A 19,113-nucleotide genomic window follows, 5' to 3' on the forward strand; every position below is an offset into this window, starting at 1 on the left:
GGGAGAGTTCCCGCTCCGCTTGCCTCTGTGTAATTTGGTACGGCAATCCGGGTGAAGCAATGTACGATCACCTTAAAACCCTGCGCGTCGTCGAAGGAGCATCCTTCATTGCGGCGCCCTCGTGCGGTCTTCACTTGGCCCAGCTTGGAGCCGAGGTGATCCGGTTTGACCAAATTGGCGGTGGTCCCGACTTCCACCGGTGGCCCCGCATCCCCGGTGGGCCAAGCCTCTATTGGGAGGGCCTAAACAAAGGTAAGAAGTCGATTGCGCTCGACCTGACGCGTCCTGAAGGTCGTGAACTCGCAATACGTCTTGCGACTGCGCCCGGGGAAAATGGTGGGATCTTCCTAACCAATTATCCAGTCGACGGCTTTCTGTCACATGAAGAGTTGAGTGTGATCCGCCCGGACCTGATCACGGTAAGGATCATGGGCTGGCCAGATGGGACGCCGGCAGTGGACTACACGGTCAACTGCGCAATCGGCATACCGGACATGACAGGTCCCTCGTCTGTCAACGGGCCGGTAAACCATGTTCTTCCGGCCTGGGACCTGCTCACAGGGGCATATGCGGCTTTCTCCCTGCTCGCAGCGGAGCGGCGGCGGCGGGAGACCGGTCAGGGCGAGGAGGTACGCGTCCCTCTCGGCGACGTCGCCATGGCAACACTCGGCAACCTCGGCCAAGTCGCCGAGGTGCTCATCGGCGGGAACGATCGGCCCCGCACGGACAACGATCTTTTCGGTGCATTTGGACGCGACTTCGTGACCCGCGACGGCCGCCGCCTGATGATTGTCGCGATCACCGCCAAGCAGTGGAAGGGGCTCGTTCGCGCCTTGGGTATCCAGGAGCAGATTTCCAGCATGGAAGCCGAATTGGGCTTGTCCTTCGCTACAGATGAAGGACTGCGCTTCGAGCACCGCGACAGGCTGAACCCCATCGTGTCCGCAGCCGTCGCCCGCAGAGATTTCGGCGAGCTTACGAGCGCTTTCGATGCTGCAGGCGTATGCTGGGGACCTTACCGCACCCTCAAAGCCGCCCTGGAACAGGACGAACGCCTCTCCCCACGTAATCCCATGTTCTCGGAAGTCCAGCATCCGAGCGGCCATCGTTATCTGACACCGGGATATGCGGGCACCATGACCGGTCACAGCCGTCAGACTCCAGCCTGCGCACCACAACTCGGCGAGCACACCGAGCAGGTGCTCGCCGAGGTTCTGCGGCTAACCGGTGGTGAAATTGCAGATCTTCACGACCGCAGGATCGTAGCCGGTCCAGCGTAGTAGGGGCTACGAGGAGATCAACGAGATGTCAGCGGAGCGTCTGATCACCGGCGGGATGATCGAGGAATATCGGAGTTATATCGGCAGCAGCCAGAAGGCTGTGCAGCTGATCGATGCTGCCAGTCTCGCGCGCTTTGCTGTCGCGGCAGGATCCTCTGCGGACGAAACCCGTGTAACGGTGCCTCCAATGATGCACTGGGCGTACTTCCTCCCCGTGGTAGCCACGGAAGATCTCGGCGAGGATGGGCACTACCGGCGCGGAGGATTTATGCCTCCCGTTTCTCTGCCGAGACGAATGTTCGCGGGAGGGCGGACTGAGTTCCTGTCGCCTTTGCAAGTTGGCGCAGTGGCGTCCTGCGTTACGACAATCCGGGATGTCACACACCGGGCGGGGCGCTCCGGCGAACTCGTCTTCGTGGAAGTCGAGCGGCGGATCGAGCAGGAGGCTCGCACCTGCCTCATCGAAACCCAGGCGATTGTGTACAGGCAGGCCGGGGGCTCACCTACGGTCTCCCCGGCACCAACACCCTTAAAAGGCAACGTTTGGCAGCCAAATACCGTCGAGCTTTTTCGGTTCTCCGCTGTCACATTCAATGCCCATCGCATCCATTACGATCAATCCTACGCACGGGACATCGAGTCCTATCCCGACCTCATCGTGCATGGGCCGTTTACGGCGATGAGATTGTGCCTGTTGGCCTATCAGGGCGAAGAGCGTCCCATGCGCTCATTCAGCTTCAGCGCGCAGGCTCCGCTTTTTGTCGGTCAGCCGGTGCGCCTGCGGAAGGAGGAGGTCGATGACGGCTACGACCTTTTCGCCGACCGCTGCGACGGCGCCATCGCCATGAAGGCTAAGGCCACCTTCTGATCAGATAAACGAGAGAAACCTATGCACATCCACGCGATTCACCCGCTCACCCATGACAACGTCGTGGATTTTGCAATCAGCGCGGCAGCCGCCGCCCGCCGATATCGCACCGCCGCAGAGCAGACTGCCGCCCTGGAGCTCATGGATCAGAATGGCCGCATCAACCCTCAGATCCTCAACCAGGAACAGCGCAAGCTGCATGGGCTCGCATGGATCGCCACCACGGTAGAGACGCTGGCTCAGACAGCATCCTGGGCGAGCAGCCTCAAGAATGTGGGAAGGCTCGGAAAGACCGAGGCGCTCATTGTCATGATCGGCTTCGGCGAATACCTCGGGCAGCTCGTTGGCGGCCTGCCGATGAGCCCGAACGAGATCGTGCGACCGGGCGAGCTGGGGCTTACCGCCGACGCGGCGGCCCTCCAGTCAGATCCCGCAGTCGCGGCCTTCTTGGCCTCCGGCAATGTGGCCGCCAACCGCGCATCACTGGTGGCCGAAATGCGCGAGGAGCATGGCCCGGCCGAGACGCTCGGTGACGACACCTTGGATATGATCCGGGATCAGTTTCGCCGCTTCGCGGCCGAAAAGATTGCTCCGCAAGCGCATGAGTGGCATCTCGCCGATGCCCTGATTCCAGATGACATCGTTGCCGAGATGTCGGAGCTGGGGGTGTTCGGCATCTGTATCGACACGGAGTATGGAGGCCTCGGTCTCGGAAAGCTCGCCATGTGCGTCGTAACCGAGGAGCTGAGCCGAGGTTGGATTGCTGCAGGCTCGCTCGGCACGCGCTCGGAGATCGCGGGCGATCTCATCGCCAGTGCTGGAACCCCGGAGCAGAAGGCCCATTGGCTACCGCTGATCGCTTCAGGCGAGGTCCTGCCGACTGCGGTCTTCACTGAGCCGGATGCCGGTTCCGATCTTGCGAGCCTTCGCACCCGTGCCACGCCTACATCGACAGGCTGGCGGATTGACGGCAACAAGACCTGGATCACCCATGCATCACGCAGCGATCTCATGACGATCCTGGCGAGAACGGACCCCTCCAAGCCTAGCCATGATGGACTGTCTATGTTCCTGGGGCCGAAGCCGCGCGGGACAGACACGGATCCATTTCCCATCGAGACCATGTCGGGCGGTGAGATCGAAGTCCTCGGCTATCGCGGAATGAAGGAATACGAGATTGCCTTTGACGGGTTCGCTCTGGGGGCGGAGGCGCTTCTTGGAGGAGTAGAAGGGCAGGGCTTCAAGCAACTGATGCAGACCTTCGAGGGCGCCCGCATCCAGACTGCAGCCCGTGCGATCGGCGTGGCATGGAAAGCCCTCGACCTCGGATTGCGCTATGCGCTTGAACGGTGCCAATTCGGGAAGCCACTCGTGGAGTTTCCACGAGTCTCCGACAAACTTGCGCTCATGACTGTCGAGACCGTGATGGCTCGCGAGCTCACCTATTTCGCCGCGCGGGAGAAGGACAGTGGCCGTCGCTGCGATGTTCAGGCCGGGATGGCGAAGCTTCTGGCCGCCAGGGTTGCGTGGACCAATGCGGACACGAGCCTCCAGATCCACGGCGGGAACGGATATGCTCTGGAGTACGAGATCAGCCGTGTTCTCTGCGACGCACGGATCCTGAATATCTTTGAGGGAGCCGCCGAAATCCAAGCCCATGTCATTGGCCGCGGCCTCCTGGCAGGGCGCCGTGAAACTAACGCGGCCGCCTGATTAGAGGCATTTGATATGAGCTTATTGATCTCACAGGATATGCGTCGCGGCACGAATCCGGCTCAGCCGAATTTCGGGGTGGCTCTTAACATGCTCCACGACCTGCTGGGTGAGCGCCTCTCAACGGCGGAGGCCGTCCGGCTGCAGCATGCCCATACGATCAACTGGATCCCGCCACAGCCGCCCGATGCCGTCGTCTTCCCGACGTCCACTGAAGAGGTTGCACGGATCGTCAGTATTTGCGCCGAGCACCGCGTGCCGATGATTCCCTTCGGGACAGGATCGTCGTTGGAAGGACACGTCAATGCCCCCTATGGCGGCATTTCCATCTCCACGCGCGACATGAAGAGAATTCTCGCCGTTCATACAGAGGATCTCGATGTCACTGTTGAGGCGGGCGTCACCCGTACACAGTTGAATAGGCACCTGCGCGACACCGGATTGTTCTTCCCGATCGATCCCGGAGCAGATGCATCCCTTGGGGGAATGGCCTCGACACGGGCCTCAGGAACGAATGCAGTCCGCTACGGGACGATGAAAGACGCTGTGATCGGTCTTACGGCCGTTCTGCCCAACGGACAGGTCGCCCATACGGGAGGGCGGGCTCGCAAATCGTCCGCGGGCTACGATCTGACACGGCTTCTCGTCGGGGCGGAGGGAACGCTCGGGATCATTACGGAACTGACCCTTCGCTTATACGGGATCCCCGAGGCGGTAGCTGCTGGAATCTGTCCGTTTCCGTCTCTCGAGGCCGCTTGCAATGCCGTGATACTCGCGATTCAGAGCGGTATTCCGGCGGCTCGGATAGAGTTGCTCGATGAGGTTCAGATTGGGGCATGCAACAGGTACTCCAAGCTGACATTGGCTGAACAACCCACTCTCTTCCTAGAGTTCCATGGAAGCCAGGCTGCGGTTGCCGAGCAGGTGGCGTCCTTCGGGGCCATTGCAGAGGAACTCGGCGGACAGTTCCAATCGGCCGACCTGCCGGAGGAGCGCTCCAAACTTTGGCAGGCGCGTCATGATGCACACTGGGCTGCCCTTGCGCTCCGCCCCGGCTGCAAAAACATCACCACCGATGTGTGTGTTCCAATCTCACGGCTTGCCGAGTGCGTGACTCTGACAAAAGTGGATATTGAGCAGTCAGGCCTCGTCGCCCCGATCGTGGGCCATGTCGGGGATGGTAACTTCCATGTCCTGCCGTTGCTCGACCTCACCGACCCTGACGAGATAGAACGCGTGAAAAGGTTTGTTGACAGGCTTGTTGAACGTGCTCTTGCCATGAATGGAACCTGCACCGGTGAGCACGGCATTGGCCAAGAAAAGCAGAAATATCTCGCCCAAGAGGTGGGGTCTGTAACCCTATCGATGATGCGGTCTATCAAGCAAGCGCTCGATCCGTTGAACCTGATGAATCCCGGTAAGGTCATTGCAGTCTGAAAGTGTGACCTAGGTGTTTAGCCTCAGGCGGTAGTATGTTGGATCGATGACGAACCGCTGCGGCTGCCCGCTCTGTTTTGCAGATGTATTCTTCCGGGGTGAGCCCGCGTAAGGCTTTGAGCCTTCAGCCATGGCTGTAGGCATCCCGGAGCAGCTGCAGGGGATGCCGAAGCTGGTCATGGTTGTCTTAGAGCTGGCGCTTAAATGGCGCTTCCTATCGGTACGGTTCATCTGCTCGACCTGACTACTGGTCTAGGAGATGGCTTGGCTTCGTTATTCTGTGCTCACTCCGTCCTGCTTATAGGCATATACGTACCGGAGACCGATCCGAGCATACGATGAGCTGCTGGGTGGGCCGAACTCGACTAACTCACAAGTCGCGGCAGGCGTGGCACGCTGTCAATGAGTTGACGCGTGTAATCATTCTGCGGGTGGGCGAAAACCGCTTCAGTTGTTCCGTGTTCGAGCACTTTGCCTTGGTTCATTACAATCACGTGGTCGCAGATGTGACGGACAACAGCTAGGTTGTGGGAGATGAACAAATAGGTGAGATTCAGTCTCTGCCTAAGTTCTTGCAAGAAGGTGATGATCTGGGCCTGCACAGAGACGTCGAGCGCCGAGGTTGGCTCGTCGAGCACGAGCAGACGAGGCTCAAGTGCGACGGCACGAGCGATGCAGATACGCTGCTTCTGACCACCGGAAAGTTCGTGCGGATAGCGATACTTGAAGGTCTTCGGCAGACTGACAATGTCGAGAAGAGCGTCGATCCGTCGTTCGAGCTCGATGCCCCGCAGCTTCGTTTGAATCAGAAAGGGCTCGGCAAGAGCGCTGTGGATTGTATGACGCGGATCAAGGGCCGAATGCGGGTTCTGAAACACGATCTGCATGTGTCGGCGCATACGACGAAGCTCCTCGCCGGACTTAGCCGTCAAGTCACCTCCCTCAAACATGATGCGTCCGGCCGTGGGCTCGATCAGTCTCATGACGAGACGTGCGACCGTCGACTTGCCTGACCCTGACTCGCCGACGATGCCGAGGACATCTCCGGCGTTCACGCTGAGCGAAACGTCATCGACGGCGCGGAACTCTTTGCCACCCGAGACGAAAACCTTCGTAAGCCCAGTGGCTGAGAGGATCGACCCGTCATCGGTGTTAACGTCAGTCGAGGGCATGGTGACAGGCGACAACATGGTCGGCTCCAATGCTTGTCATTGCAGGCTTCTTGCTCGTACAGATCGCCGTCGCACGGGGACAGCGCGGATGAAAGCGACAGCCCGAAGGGGGGTGGATCAGGTTGGGGATCGTGCCAGGAATGGCTTCGAGGCTCTGGTGATCGCCCTCGATGTCAGGCAAGGCTGCCAGCAGGCCTTGGGTATAAGGATGGCGCGGCCGTGTTAGGATGTCGTTCGTCGTTCCCTGCTCGACAACGACACCCGCATACATTACGGCGACACGCTGAGCGATGGCGGCGATCGCCCCCACATCGTGGCTGATCATCACGACGGTGAGACCGAGGCGGTGCACAAGATCGCGCAAGAGATCCAGGATCTGGGCCTGGATCGTTACATCAAGTGCCGTCGTGGGCTCGTCAGCGATCAGAAGCTTGGGCTCACCGGCGAGCGCCATGGCGATTAGGATGCACTGGCGCATGCCTCCCGAGAGCTGATGCGGATAGCTGGCCTCAACCCGTTCCGGATCGCGGATTTGCACCTGCTCCAAGAGCTCGCGGCAACGGCGGCGGCGCTCTTGGCGCGAGAGGGCAAGTTTACCCAAGGCGCGAGCGTGCGCCACTAGGACATCCGATAATTGACGCCCGATCGTCAGAAGCGGGTTGAGATACGTCATCGGATCCTGGAAGATCATCGAGATCTTCACGCCACGGATCCGGCGCCACTCTGCCTCATTGAGCTCGTCGAGCGGCATGGAGTCGAACGTCATTCGACCACTGGTTCGCCGGGCTCGCTGTGGACCGATGCCGAGGATGGAACGGGCCAGAACCGTCTTACCGCATCCGCTCTCGCCGACAATGCCTAGCGTCTCGCCCTGGGCAAGGGACAGGTTGATGCCATCCAGCACCTTCAGGGTACCGTCGAAGGTGGGAATATCGAGATGGTAGTTCTCGATGCTGAGCAAAGCAGTCATCGGCTGCGGCTCCTTGGGTCGAGGATGTCACGCAGCCCATCGCCGAGAAGGTTAAAGCCTAGAACGGTCAGGAAGATGGCAAGACCTGGAAAGAGAGAATACCACCACCAATCGGGCATGTAGGTACGGGCCACAGAGATCATGGAACCCCACTCAGGAAGGGGCGGTTTGGCACCAAGGCCGATGAAGCCGAGGCTAGCGGCCGAAAGGATCGCCATGCCCATATCCATGCTGGCTTTAACGATGATTGGCGTCAGGCAGTTCGGCAGGATGTGCCGCCGCAAAATCCACGGGGTGCTCGCACCGAGGGCCCGTGCAGACTCCACGTAGAGCTCCTCTTTCACGGAAAGGGTCTTGGACTCGACGAGGCGCACATAGCCTGGCCACCACACCAGGGAGAGAGCGATCACGCAATTGGTAATACCAGGACCGAGCGCCGCTACGATGGTGAGCGCGAGCGCAAGGCCCGGAACAGAGAGGAACAGGTCCGTTACTCTCATGATCGCCGCGCGGATAAAACCGCCATGATAGCCCGCGATAATGCCAAGTGGCACTCCGATACCAGCACCGACTCCGGTGATGATGAGCCCAATCCAGAGAGAGGTGCGAGCACCCACGATGATGCGAGACAGGATATCGGCACCCATCTCATCCGTACCGAATGGATGGGCGGGACTTGGCGGCAGCAGGCGCTGGCTGAGAGTGACAGCGCCTGTGGTGTCCTCCGGGTAGGGTGCAAGCACCGGTCCGAAGATGGCGAGGATCAAAAACAGCAGCACGAGCGCAAGGCCGAGCATGGATGAGAAGCTGCCGGTAAAGAGATGCGCGTAGAGACGCCATTGCCGGACCGTGCTTGCGTGACGCTCGCGGAACGACGGAATTTCCGGCGCTGCGGCGGGAAGATCGGCTGACGTCATCGTGCACTCCTCAGGCGAGGATCGATCCAGGCATCGCCGGTGATGTTTCCACCTTTGCTCCCTTAGCCACCATGTTTGGCCACTGTTCCGGCCGCAGATCCACCTTGATATTGAGGGGAGCCAGGTTGTCGAGCAGAAGCAAACCGATGCGGCGAGCCTCCTCAAGGCCAGCGACGTGATAGTATTCAAGCGTCACACCGCCTTGGGGGTGCTGTGACTTGGCAAGAAACTCCTTGGCCTTAGCAAGGTCCTTGCGGGGAACAGACGGAACGCTGATGTGGCCGCGGATCGCATCCGGAAACGGGCTCGTTTGGAGCTTGGCCGCTCCGTTGTAGATCTGAACGAGGCCATCGTAGTCGAGCGCATAGGCAATGGCCTTGCGCAGGTTCTTGTCAGCAGTGGGACCCTGCTGGGTGTTGAATTTGATGCTGAAGGTTGTCATGCCAGGGTAATCCTGGATCGTGACGCCGCGCTGGCGGGCCATCTGCACGTAGTCGTCTGGCGTGAGGCCTTCGACGATGTCCGCCTCGCCACGCTGGAGCGACGCCTTCTGCGCGGCCGGCTCGCGGATGATGCGGTAAATCACGCCGCCCGGCCGATTGGCTTCGCCCTGCGGCCATCCCTTCCAGTAGTCGGCGACCGCCTCGACCTCGTAGAGAACGTCGGCATTATCAACCAAAGACAGCTTTTCCTTTCCAGCTAAGGTTTTGCGTGAGATTCTGATCCCGTGACTGATGATCGGATCAGGAGGTCGGGATGGAGGCGTCTGTACGTGAGGTGCTGGCGAGGATTACCACCGTTCCGGACATGGTCAGAGCCTTCCAGGACGAGGATCGTTGCCGGTCCTTGCTCGAAGCGATGGTCTGGCCCAAGGGACGGATTTGCCCCGCCTGCGGCTATCGCCGCTCCATCACCCTGATGGGCCGGGAGAATGGAAAGCGAGCCCGACCCGGGCTCTACCAATGCTCGAGCGGCACCTGCCGGTCTCAGTTCACGGTCACAACCCGCACGCCTTTGCATGCAACGAAACTCCCGTTACGGACTTGGTTGTCGGGCTTGTGGTTGATGCTGCAGTCGGACAAGGGCATCTCCTCGATCCGCTTGGCCGAAGCCCTCGGTGTCAGCCAGCCGACGGCCTGGCGCATGGGGCATGCCCTGCGTTTGATGGTCGGGCGCGAGCAGGCCCTCGATGGTGTGATTGAGATCGACAGCGTGTATCTGGGTGGCAAGCCGCGGCGGGAGATGAACTATTCTCCACCCGGCCGTGGACGCAAGGGCCAACCGAAAACCCTGAAAACTCCAGCGCTTGTGGCTGTGCAGCGGCCGCCGGATGTGAGTGTCGGTGCACCCGCTGGTGAAACACGAGCCGCAGTGATCGAGGATCTGTCCGAGTCCGAGGCCGATCGGGTTCTTACAGAAGCTGTTGACCCTAAGGCACATCTGATGAGTGATGAATGGAAAGCCTTCGTCTCCATTGGCACTGGGTTTTCGGCGCATGACACCGTCCACCATAAGGCTCGCGAGTATGCCCGCGGCCCGGTTCACATCAATTCAGCGGAAGGCTTCAATGACCGGATACGCCGGACCGTCTCAGGCGTGTTCCACCACATCAGCCTGCATCTGGCGGATCTGTACTTCAACGAGATCGGCTTTCGCTGGTCGCAGCGAGTGGTCACCGGTCAGGCGCCGCGACGAACGCGGAAAGGACGGCAGGTCACCAAGACCTTATGGACGAGAATACCACCTGCCCTGCAGCTCGCAGCAGTGTTCCGCTCGGCTATCGGACGCGAGATGCGGCGGACCAAAGCCGGCGGGATCGACCTTCTCTCGAAAGTTGCTGTCTTTGGTTGATAATGCCGGTTGGCACGAACGCCAGTAGGGTGCGGCTCACTTCTCTCGAGCACAGGATTTGCGATGACCACGGATAAGGCCAAGGCGGTCGAGACCGCCGTCAGCCAGATTGAACGCGCCTTTGGCAAAGGCGCCATCATGCGCCTGGGATGCGATCAGGTCATCGAAGTCGAGACGGTTTCCACCGGATCGCTCGGCCTCGATATCGCACTCGGCGTTGGCGGTCTGCCGCGCGGCCGGATCATCGAGGTCTATGGGCCGGAATCGTCGGGTAAGACGACGCTCGCGCTCCAGACCATCGCCGAGGCTCAGAAGAAGGGTGGCGTCTGCGGCTTCATTGACGCCGAGCACGCCCTGGATCCCGTCTACGCCCGTAAACTCGGTGTCAATCTGGACGATCTTCTCGTCTCCCAGCCGGACAATGGCGAGCAGGCGCTCGAGATTGCAGACACGCTCGTCCGCTCGGGCTCTGTGGATATTCTCGTTATCGACTCGGTGGCGGCCCTGACCCCGAAGGCCGAGATCGAGGGCGAGATGGGCGAGAGCCGTCCCGGGCTTCAGGCCCGCCTGATGAGCCAAGCGCTGCGCAAGCTCACCGGCTCGATCAACCGCGCCAACACGATGGTGATCTTCATCAACCAGATCCGCATGAAGATCGGCGTCACCTATGGCAGCCCGGAGGTGACGACGGGCGGCAACGCACTCAAGTTCTACGCCTCGGTTCGCCTCGACATTCGCCGGATCTCGACCCTGAAGGATCGCGACGAGCCGATCGGCAACCAGGTGCGGGTGAAGGTGGTCAAGAACAAGGTCGCTCCACCGTTCAAGCAGGTCGAGTTCGACATCATGTTCGGCGAGGGCATCTCCAAGATGGGCGAGCTGATCGACCTCGGGGTGAAGGCCAACGTGGTGGACAAGTCCGGCGCTTGGTTCTCCTATGACAGCCAGCGCCTTGGCCAGGGCCGCGAGAACGCCAAGACCTTCCTGAAGGACAATCCCGAGATTGCAGCTGAAATCGAGAGCAGGATCCGCCAGAATGCCGGTCTCCTGATCGCAGACCTGCAGGGCAACGATGATGTGGGCGCATCCTCGGATGCGGCTTAAGGCCTTCCCGGACGGAGAACGCCAAGTGCTCCTGTCGGGAGGCACTGCTCCATTGCCTGAAACAGTAAAAGGCCGCCGATCCGTAGGCGGCCTTCAAATTATCCGAGATTTTTGCGGTGCCGTCATGCTGCCTGGGAAGTAAAATGAAAGCATCTCCCGCCTTCTTGAAGGCCGGAGAGCCGATGCCGGCAAGTGGTATATAGCCCGGTTTCGCGGGCACTGCCGTATTTTTGCCCCCATCGCGGCTAAACAGGCCCATCTAAACTGAACAATAAGGAAGGGGCAATCATGACAACTCAGTCCGCAGATATCACCATTCCTGAGACGTTTCTGGAATATGAGGGAGTAAAGATCTATCGCACGTACCAGTTCGATGATCCCGGCAGCTATCCACCCTCGCCCCACATCTTCACGACCGCTCCAGATGGAACCTACGCTTCCGACCCCTTCCGCTTTGACATTCGCACTCTGACTGTTCCAGCGGCATCGGCCAACGAGGGCGGCGTGCGCGCTGGAGAAGAGACTGCCGTCGCGGCCGTGTTGGAGCAGGCCATCGATCGTGGCATGCTCGCGACACCAGATGCCAGCTCTGGGTTTCGCCGACCGGTTCAGGTTCATCAGCACGCCTGGTGAGGGCTACCTCGCCAGCCTCTCCTCATATGAGCGAGAGGCCGGCACCTCTGCAGGCGAGTGGCATACTTAAAGACCGATCTCCCACGCTGGGCAGAAAAAGGCCGCTCAATAGCGGCCTTTTTCAGAACTTGAGTCGCTGATGCTGTCAGGCCGCCTCGGCGACAGGGGCAGAACCCGCCTCATCCATCGCCCGCATGTAGACGTCCAGCAGGGTCTCGTGCTCGTCGCGCTCGTCCTGATCCTGCTTGCGGAGCTTGATGATCTCCTTGAGGATCTTCACGTCGAAGCCCTCGCCCTTGGCCTCGGAGAAGATTTCCTTCTTGGCCTCGTTCAGCTCCTTGATCTCGTTCTCGATCTGCTCGATGCGCTCCACGAACGAGCGGATCCGATTGCCCGGAATTCCAACGACGTCACTCATGGCTTCTCCTTTGCGGTACGGAGCCGGCACTATCCGGCAACGGAGTAAGCGCCCCGTTAATCCGGAGCAGCAGTCGCACAGGAAGAGACAAAAACGGAGTTGCCGGAAACAAACATACTCCGGATGTCTCACGACTCCATCGCACAAAGCGCAGGCGCTGGGCCCGTCCGTGGAGTTCTGCAGCGGAGAACACTCGTGAATTGCGCGATGAATCTTCGCCATTTGAATCCACATTTAAAAGTTGTGTCGCGTTTGGATGATCCGATCATGAGAGCACGAAGGACCACCACGAATACTTTCATGACGTGTCGAAGGGAGACTACGAAGCAGACCGGAACCGCTCGAAGGCCGTGATCTTTTGCGTAAATGGCTCCACATTCCTGCGATAGATCTCTTGCCGTAGAAACGTCAGCTCTGCCTCATACGTATCCTCGCCAATTTCGATGAACCAGGATTTGGGGCGGCCGTCCGTGCCATCGTTCCAGCGGTAGCCCCGCTTCTTCAGTTCATCCTTCATGTCGAAGGGAGAGCCTTCCGCCCAGATCCGCAGCAGGGTTTTGCGCGCTGAGGTCAAAAGATGGGACATGGCGCAACCTGCATTCCCGGGGAGGGGAGACGCCAGGACTTCCAGAAGGGCATGGCAGTCCTCGATGGCCCGATGACCCTGATGGAACCAGCCGCACTGCGACAGCAGATATCCCAGCTTTGAGCCCTCGAAGCCGAATTCCGACCAGGACACCTCGGCATGCGAGCAGGCCCATGCCTTCCGGGCAAAGCCGTGCGCCAGGCGCTCACAGAAGGGGCGGTCGAAGCGGGCATTGTGGGCAATCACCAGATGGGCCGGCTGGATGAACGCCTCGACGGCATCGAGATCGATCGTTTGCCCTACCACCATGTCGGGCGTGATCCCGGTCAGGCGCGTGATCTCAGGCGTGATCGGGAGCGACGGCTCCCGCAGGGCGTTGAAGGTGCCGACGACATTGCCGATGCGGCCATCCTCGTCATACGAGAACACCACCATGCCGATCTCGATGACCTCGTCCCGGGTGTGGTCGAGACCTGTGGTTTCGGTGTCCACGATGACGGCCAACTTTTCGCCCGGAACTGCGTTGCGGGATGTGGCCACGGAACGGGGCAGAAGGCGGCGCAGCACGCGGTATTGCCCACTTGCCTCCAGGGCCTCGACCGCAGCCTCGAAGTTGGCAGCATCCAGCCGAAACGGACGCTTCTGCCCTGGCTTCACCTCGATATCAGAGGTGAAGGGCTTCCGGATCGGCGCCGCCGTCTCGTCCAATCCAAGAAACAGATCCGCCTGTCCTTGCATTCAGTCCCCCGCAGCAATGCTGCCCCCGTTCATGAAGGTCAAAACCGTAGGGGCAAACTGGTCGCCATAAGGTTAAGGGCTGTTCAACGTCTCTTCGGCATCTTGCTCGCGCGCCCTGAGACTGCGAACGGTGGCTGCGCAACTGACGATGAAACCAATGGGACGGTGGATCTGAAATGTCGGATTGGCGAGACGAGAAAAACCAGACGGCGCGGGCCCGGCTGGAGAAGCGCCTGTCCGAGCACTTCCCTGTATGCGTTCTGTCCCACGCACTCAGACAGCCGCTGATCCCGCCCACGCAACGTCGCGCCATGGAGTCGTATTGGCGTCACCGGCCGCTTCTGGCGGATCGATTGGCGCGCGCACTCGCAGCCAAGAGTGGGCAGCCTGCAGGTTGGCAATGGCGTCTCGGTTCCAGCAAGGAAGAAGGGTTGCCGCTGTCGTTCCGCACCCCGCCATCACCCTACCGCGAGCCTGCATTCTCGCGCGGGCCAGCGCATTGCTGCGTCTGCGGGCAGCCTGTCTACCGCTTAGGATGGCATCGTGATCTTTGGGGTGACGGCAAGTTCAACAAGAATACCACCTGGCATGCCGCCTGCGTCGTGGCCTGGCAGTTCTGGACCGCACCGAGCGATCATCTGAGGATGCTCAAGCTGCGCCAGAACCGGAAATGCGCGACGACCGGACGTCGCCTGCTGAGAACGGCCGAGGTGGACCACCGCGTTCCGCTCTTCGCTGTTTGGTTCCAGCATCGTTCGAAGCCTTGGCCGGAACTGCTGACCTTCTGGGGCGCGCGCAACCTCCAGGTCATCAACAGGGCGGCTCATGTCGAGAAATGTGCGAAGGAGTCAGCGCAGCGATCAGAACGACGGAGAACCACGCTCTCTTCCAATAAGGGCATGATGGAAAATTCCTCGTCATAGAAATTGCTCCTGGTCGGGCAATGTCACGCCAGGATCTGCCAATGGCTCGGGCGCATGCCTCAGGTCTGGTTGAAGATGCAAAGCAGACCTTGGGAACACACGTTTGGTTGGCTGCTTTTGACCCACTGCTGACATTCCGATCGGCTCGGTGAATGCGACTGGCAAGCCGGTATACCAGCGCTACTTTACTGAGAGGCCCGGCTCCAAACGATGGAGGCATGGACGGTTCTCCACGCTGCGAGTCCTTTGATGACATGCCCCGGTTGTGGTTTCGAACTGGCATCAGACCTCGCCTTCTGCCCGCGGTGCGGTCGCCGGCAGCCGACACCGTGTCTGACGTGTGGCTTTCCGTGCGAGCCTGACTTTGCGTTTTGCCCTCGTTGCGGGGCTGCCCAGAAGGCAAGTTCCGCCCAAGCGGCTCTTGGCCGAACTGGAAGGGCACCCGGCGGCATTGCGCCGCCCGAAGCCGGACAGATCGAAGCTGCTCCGACAACAATGCGGGATGTGCCGCGTAGGGAAACCGATCGAAGGCAAGTGACCGTCCTTTTCGGAGATCTCACCGGATTTACCTCGCTAGGCGAACGTCTCGACCCTGAGGAGGTGCGAGCGTTTCAGAATGCGCTATTTGAGGCACTCGGCCAGGCGATCACCCACTATGGTGGCTTTGTCGCGAAGTTCCTGGGTGACGCTGTCCTCGCTTTCTTCGGGGCGCCAGTCGCTCATGAGGACGATCCTGCGCGAGCTCTCCATGCGGCGCTCGACATGTTGTCCTGCTGCGCGGTGCTGAACGAGCAGTGGGAGGCGCGTCTTGGCCAGCCGGTGATCCTGCATATCGCAGTTCACACCGGACCAGTCGTAGCCGGCAGCCTCGGAGAAGCTGGCAGCTCGGCCTACGACGTGACAGGCGATACTGTGAACACGGCCTCCCGTCTTCTCGAAGCGGCAGCGCCGGGGACAATCCTGGCTTCGGAAGCCACCTATGCCCTCACTTGGCATCGCTTTGCCTTTAGGACGGCCGGTGAACTGACTTTGCGCGGCAAAACGGGGCCGATGGCGGTCCACCATCTACTCAGTGTGCTGACCGAACCGCAGTCGGCGCGCGGGCTTGCCACTCACGGGCTTGCATCCCTGATGGTCGGGCGCGCTGACGAGTTGGAACAGCTCCTCGCGGCCTTCGACCGGATGCAGCAGGATCGGGCACAGGTTGTTAGCCTCGTCGGCGAGGCTGGCACGGGCAAGTCGCGGCTAATCTCGGAGTTCCTGCAACGGCTGGAGGGCGATGGTAGGCTTGCCGGCACGGCCGTCCGCCGGGCCGACTGCTCGTCCTTGGGCGAGCCGCCCTATGGTGTCTTCGCGGCGCTTTTTCGCGAGGGCTATCAGGTGGGGCCAGGCGACTCGCTCCGTGTGGCGCGGCAGAAGCTAGCAGTTGGTCTCCGCTCGCTCGGAGCCCCGGCCGAGATAACAGAGGCCATCGTGCCGGTGCTGAGCTACTTGCTCGCAGTCGAGGAGGCACGCCAGAGCGAACTGGATCCCGAGCAGCTCAAGCGCCAGATTGCGCTGGCCGCGCGCACGCTGGTCGAGCGGCGCCTTCAGCAGACGCCGGTCCTGATAATTGTGGAGGATCTTCATTGGGCCGATGCGGCATCGGTGGATCTGCTGCAAGACATTGTCGACCACTTGGCGGATCGGCCTTTGATGTTGCTGGTCTCGCATCGCCCCGACGCACCTCTCCACCTCGTCACCCAGGTGTCTCAGAGCATCATCCGGCTCGCTCCACTCTCTCGTGAAGAAATCCAGGCGTTGGTGACTGGCCTTTTCGGTCAGATCGAAGAGGCCGCGCTTGCCAAGGTACAGCATTTGATTGCAACGCGGGCTGGGGGTAACCCGCTGTTTGCTGAAGAGATCGTCCGCAACCTCGTGAGCATGGGAGTGCTCCTCCGCCAGGGCGATCGTTGGACGTGTACGCGGGCTTGCGACGCGGTGAATATTCCGCCGACATTGCACGGGCTCCTTCTCTCCCGTGTCGATTGGCTTCCTGCCGATGCTCGGCGCCTGCTCCAGGAAGCTGCCGTGCTGGGACTGGTGTTCGAAGAGGCGCTACTCCACGCTATTGCGACTGATAAGACGAGCACTGAGGCCACTCTCGAGCGGCTCGTAGCCTCGGAGATAATCCAAGAAGTCGGGCCCGGCCGTGAGGGCAAGAGATACCGTTTCGCGCATGCGCTCATGCACGAGGTCGCCTACGAGAATCTGCTCCTCTCTCGCCGGAGCGAGTTGCATGAGCGGGCGGGGCGCGCGCTCGAGAGCGCTGTCGGTCCTCAGCCTTCGCAGCTGAGCGATCTCGAAGCGCTGGGCCACCATTGGAGCCTTGCTCCAGATCAGCATAAGCCCAAGGGTGCGCACTACCTTATAGCGGCCGGCGACCGGGCCCGCGCGGTTTACGCCAACGCTGATGCCATCCGCCATTACCAGCGCGCCCTGCAGACCCTTGCTGGTCGGACCTGCGATGATCAAGCGCATGCAGTGCGGGAGCGACTCGCGGATCTGCTGGCCCTCACCGAGCAGCGGACCGAGGCTCTTGCGCACTATGAGGCGGTCCGGCAGACGCTAGAGGCGACCGGAGATCGCGCGGGCACTGCTCGCCTGCATCGCAAGATCGGGGGGCTGTACTGGGAATCCGGAGATCGGGAGCGTGCCCATGCCTTCTTCGCGTTAGGGCTCGAGAAGCTGGGTGAGGACGGGAGTCACATCGAGCGCGCAGAACTCTTTCAGGAACTCGGCCGGCTTGCGTTTCGGGCTGGCGACAATACGGGCGCAATTGCCTGGGCCGAGCGTGCACTCATAGAAACAGCGAGGGCGGAAGAGCTCACAACCGACCCTGAGCGCATCCCTGAGACGGCGGCTACGCGGGCGCAAGCCTACAACACGCTAGGCGTGGCGCGTGCCCGTACGGGCCGTCTCAATGATGCGGTCGGTAAGATCGAACAGAGCATCGAAATCGCTGAGACCCATGACCGACCGTGTTGCATGGATCGGTTGGTGAACGCACTCCGCCCACCCGATACCTTTGGGTTAGGCGATGCGGACGGACTTCGGACGCCCAAGCTCAAGCATTTGGTTCAAAGCATGAATGGCGATGGTGACCTCCGTCCTGCGACGCTGGTCCGTCCGTGAGCGCAGGGCGTTTCCAATCACTCGTTTGAAGCGGCTGATAGCCGACTCCACCAAGGCACGACGAGTATACCCGGAAGTCTTCTGCCAGCCGATGCGTCCATGCGCATGGATACATTGGAGATGCCGATCGCGCTGGGTTGGAGCTGTCTCCACATGCCCGCTCAGCACTGCCGTTGATCGTGGTGGAACGCTCACGTCGGCATCAGGATGACGTTGGACAACGGTACCGTAGATGTCCTCCCGATCGTAGGCGCCATCGCCTGTGAAGGAGGCGAGTGGAGCTGCGATCTGGTCGAGCAACGCTTCGACCTGTGCGCCATCATCGTCATCATGGGGCGTCAACTCTGACGCGAGGATCTGTCCCGTCGCCGCGTCAACCCCGATGTGCAGCTTGCGCCAGGATCGGCGCCTGCGGCTCCCGTGCTTCTCGATCAGCCACTCCCCGGGCCCACCGAGCCGCAGGCCTGTGCTGTCCACCAGCAGGTGAACGCGTCCTCTGGAGCTCGGACGTGGCTTTGGGACCTCCAGGGTTTCGGCGCGGCGGCTCAGGGTCGAGTGGTCCGGCACCGGCAGGTCCAGACCGAGGAGTTGGAGGACCGAGCCGATCAGACCTTCGGTTTGGCGCAGTGCCAACCGGAACACCGCCCGCAGGGTCAGGGCTGTCTTGATCGCTAGAGCTGAGTAATGGCGTTGACCGCCTCGTGTCGTGCGCGGCTCGGCCCGCCAGGCGGCAATCGCCTCCTCAGAGAACCAGACCGTGAGGCTTCCGCGCTGGCGCAGGGCTGCATCGTACTCGGCCCAGTTTGTTACCCGGTGCCGCTGTTTGGGAATGTAGTGACGGCGAGCGGCATGAGCCTTGAAGGGCACGGTAGAAATCCGGATCAGAAGGGCGCAGTCCTCCTATGCCATCCAGCTTCAGCTGCCAAATCGCCTATCCATGCAACAAGGCGGCGCGACGGTACCGACTTCCGCTGGTCCAACAAGGAGGGACTGCCGGCATGAGATCGTAGACCAAGAGATCCGCCGACCGGCGGAGTGATGTCCCTTGTCGGGACGAGGCAGCAGCCATCGCGCGGGCACTGTTGCGGCCATGACTTCAGACACAGATGAGGTCGACCGCGAATGCAACATGGCGAGGCTGACGCTTCCGACCCCATCATGCGGCAGCCCATGCTGACCCCGGAGAGAACCATGACCCGACAAGTGATATCAGCCAGACATACAAAGACGCCGCTCCAAGGGCTTGACCCAGATCCCCGGAATAAGAGAACAGAGCCGCCAAACGGGCACCATCCAGACATGACGATGTCGTCCCAACGATCAACCCTT

Annotated in this window: 16 protein-coding genes and 1 pseudogene; 10 read left to right on the forward strand and 7 right to left on the reverse strand. The window is 60.9% G+C overall.

Going from position 1 to position 19,113, the window contains the following annotated elements; translation table 11 throughout:
• Window positions 1-59 precede the first annotated feature (59 nt).
• From ACUXUR_RS23740 to ACUXUR_RS23755, 4 genes are read left to right on the forward strand one after another with little or no spacing between them, the layout of a single operon-like run.
• Window positions 60-1,280: a CoA transferase gene (locus ACUXUR_RS23740; RefSeq protein ID WP_445504817.1), complete on the forward strand. Its 1,221-nt coding sequence runs from the start codon at window positions 60-62 to the stop codon at window positions 1,278-1,280.
• Between the two features lie 25 nt (window positions 1,281-1,305).
• On the forward strand, window positions 1,306-2,148 hold the full coding sequence (locus ACUXUR_RS23745; RefSeq protein ID WP_445504818.1) for an HTD2 family dehydratase: 843 nt from the start codon (window positions 1,306-1,308) through the stop codon (window positions 2,146-2,148).
• 21 nt (window positions 2,149-2,169) lie between these two features.
• Complete coding sequence (locus ACUXUR_RS23750; RefSeq protein ID WP_445504819.1) at window positions 2,170-3,861, forward strand: acyl-CoA dehydrogenase family protein; 1,692 nt, start codon at window positions 2,170-2,172, stop codon at window positions 3,859-3,861.
• Between the two features lie 15 nt (window positions 3,862-3,876).
• A complete protein-coding gene (locus ACUXUR_RS23755) occupies window positions 3,877-5,298 on the forward strand; it encodes an FAD-binding oxidoreductase (RefSeq protein ID WP_445504820.1) in 1,422 nt (473 codons plus the stop codon).
• A gap of 365 nt (window positions 5,299-5,663) precedes the next feature.
• Here ACUXUR_RS23755 and ACUXUR_RS23760 read toward each other — a convergent pair whose 3' ends face one another.
• Genes ACUXUR_RS23760 through ACUXUR_RS23775 form a run of 4 tightly spaced genes read right to left on the reverse strand, consistent with a single transcriptional unit; the run spans window position 5,664 to window position 9,036 of the window.
• Window positions 5,664-6,500 (reverse strand): ATP-binding cassette domain-containing protein, encoded by an 837-nt coding sequence (locus ACUXUR_RS23760; protein ID WP_445504821.1) that lies wholly within the window; start codon window positions 6,498-6,500, stop codon window positions 5,664-5,666.
• Window positions 6,457-7,440 carry an ABC transporter ATP-binding protein gene (locus ACUXUR_RS23765; protein ID WP_445504822.1) on the reverse strand — a complete coding sequence of 328 codons (984 nt, stop codon included), beginning with the start codon at window positions 7,438-7,440 and terminating at the stop codon, window positions 6,457-6,459. Before ACUXUR_RS23765 ends, ACUXUR_RS23760 begins: the two co-directional genes overlap by 44 nt.
• Window positions 7,437-8,357, reverse strand: a complete 921-nt coding sequence (locus ACUXUR_RS23770) for an ABC transporter permease (RefSeq protein WP_445504823.1) — start codon at window positions 8,355-8,357, stop codon at window positions 7,437-7,439. The genes ACUXUR_RS23765 and ACUXUR_RS23770 overlap by 4 nt, the downstream gene beginning before the upstream one ends.
• A gap of 10 nt (window positions 8,358-8,367) precedes the next feature.
• Window positions 8,368-9,036, reverse strand: a complete 669-nt coding sequence (locus ACUXUR_RS23775; RefSeq protein WP_445504824.1) for an ABC transporter substrate-binding protein — start codon at window positions 9,034-9,036, stop codon at window positions 8,368-8,370.
• Window positions 9,037-9,113: 77 nt separating this feature from the next.
• Between ACUXUR_RS23775 and ACUXUR_RS23780 the strand changes: the two genes are divergently transcribed.
• From ACUXUR_RS23780 to ACUXUR_RS23790, 3 genes are all read left to right on the forward strand, one after another.
• Complete coding sequence (locus tag ACUXUR_RS23780) at window positions 9,114-10,208, forward strand: IS1595 family transposase (RefSeq protein WP_445504825.1); 1,095 nt, start codon at window positions 9,114-9,116, stop codon at window positions 10,206-10,208.
• A gap of 63 nt (window positions 10,209-10,271) precedes the next feature.
• Entirely contained in the window at window positions 10,272-11,312 is a 1,041-nt protein-coding gene (recA, locus tag ACUXUR_RS23785) for a recombinase RecA (protein ID WP_445504826.1), read from the forward strand.
• Between the two features lie 288 nt (window positions 11,313-11,600).
• Window positions 11,601-11,945, forward strand: coding sequence for a hypothetical protein (locus ACUXUR_RS23790; protein WP_445504827.1), 345 nt, complete (start codon window positions 11,601-11,603; stop codon window positions 11,943-11,945).
• 145 nt (window positions 11,946-12,090) lie between these two features.
• Here the strand turns inward: ACUXUR_RS23790 and ACUXUR_RS23795 are convergent, their stop codons facing one another.
• Both ACUXUR_RS23795 and ACUXUR_RS23800 read right to left on the reverse strand, forming a co-directional pair.
• A complete protein-coding gene (locus tag ACUXUR_RS23795) occupies window positions 12,091-12,363 on the reverse strand; it encodes a DUF2312 domain-containing protein (RefSeq protein WP_445504828.1) in 273 nt (90 codons plus the stop codon).
• Between the two features lie 319 nt (window positions 12,364-12,682).
• A complete protein-coding gene (locus ACUXUR_RS23800) occupies window positions 12,683-13,687 on the reverse strand; it encodes a 3'-5' exonuclease (protein ID WP_445504829.1) in 1,005 nt (334 codons plus the stop codon).
• A 176-nt stretch (window positions 13,688-13,863) separates the two neighbouring features.
• Between ACUXUR_RS23800 and ACUXUR_RS23805 the strand changes: the two genes are divergently transcribed.
• The 3 genes and pseudogenes from ACUXUR_RS23805 (at window position 13,864) to ACUXUR_RS23815 (ending at window position 17,784) form a co-directional block, all read left to right on the forward strand.
• Window positions 13,864-14,610: a hypothetical protein gene (locus ACUXUR_RS23805; protein ID WP_445504830.1), complete on the forward strand. Its 747-nt coding sequence runs from the start codon at window positions 13,864-13,866 to the stop codon at window positions 14,608-14,610.
• Window positions 14,611-14,859: 249 nt separating this feature from the next.
• Window positions 14,860-14,985: pseudogene (locus tag ACUXUR_RS23810) on the forward strand (double zinc ribbon domain-containing protein); the annotation flags it as partial.
• Window positions 14,986-15,144: 159 nt separating this feature from the next.
• On the forward strand, window positions 15,145-17,784 hold the full coding sequence (locus ACUXUR_RS23815; protein WP_445504853.1) for an ATP-binding protein: 2,640 nt from the start codon (window positions 15,145-15,147) through the stop codon (window positions 17,782-17,784).
• Here the strand turns inward: ACUXUR_RS23815 and ACUXUR_RS23820 are convergent.
• Window positions 17,683-18,651, reverse strand: coding sequence for an IS5 family transposase (locus ACUXUR_RS23820; protein ID WP_445504831.1), 969 nt, complete (start codon window positions 18,649-18,651; stop codon window positions 17,683-17,685). The genes ACUXUR_RS23815 and ACUXUR_RS23820 overlap by 102 nt on opposite strands.
• Between the last annotated feature and the right edge of the window lie 462 nt (window positions 18,652-19,113).

Source organism: Microvirga medicaginis (assembly GCF_052658925.1).

Bases quoted from the DNA above. Each gene is read 5' to 3' on its own strand.
- ACUXUR_RS23740 (WP_445504817.1), top strand. From the start codon at position 60: ATGTACGATCACCTTAAAACCCTGCGCGTCGTCGAAGGAGCATCCTTC.
- ACUXUR_RS23745 (WP_445504818.1), top strand. From the start codon at position 1,306: ATGTCAGCGGAGCGTCTGATCACCGGCGGGATGATCGAGGAATATCGG.
- ACUXUR_RS23750 (WP_445504819.1), top strand. From the start codon at position 2,170: ATGCACATCCACGCGATTCACCCGCTCACCCATGACAACGTCGTGGAT.
- ACUXUR_RS23755 (WP_445504820.1), top strand. From the start codon at position 3,877: ATGAGCTTATTGATCTCACAGGATATGCGTCGCGGCACGAATCCGGCT.
- ACUXUR_RS23765 (WP_445504822.1), bottom strand. From the start codon at position 7,440: ATGACTGCTTTGCTCAGCATCGAGAACTACCATCTCGATATTCCCACC.
- ACUXUR_RS23770 (WP_445504823.1), bottom strand. From the start codon at position 8,357: ATGACGTCAGCCGATCTTCCCGCCGCAGCGCCGGAAATTCCGTCGTTC.
- ACUXUR_RS23780 (WP_445504825.1), top strand. From the start codon at position 9,114: ATGGAGGCGTCTGTACGTGAGGTGCTGGCGAGGATTACCACCGTTCCG.
- recA (WP_445504826.1), top strand. From the start codon at position 10,272: ATGACCACGGATAAGGCCAAGGCGGTCGAGACCGCCGTCAGCCAGATT.
- ACUXUR_RS23790 (WP_445504827.1), top strand. From the start codon at position 11,601: ATGACAACTCAGTCCGCAGATATCACCATTCCTGAGACGTTTCTGGAA.
- ACUXUR_RS23795 (WP_445504828.1), bottom strand. From the start codon at position 12,363: ATGAGTGACGTCGTTGGAATTCCGGGCAATCGGATCCGCTCGTTCGTG.
- ACUXUR_RS23800 (WP_445504829.1), bottom strand. From the start codon at position 13,687: ATGCAAGGACAGGCGGATCTGTTTCTTGGATTGGACGAGACGGCGGCG.
- ACUXUR_RS23805 (WP_445504830.1), top strand. From the start codon at position 13,864: ATGTCGGATTGGCGAGACGAGAAAAACCAGACGGCGCGGGCCCGGCTG.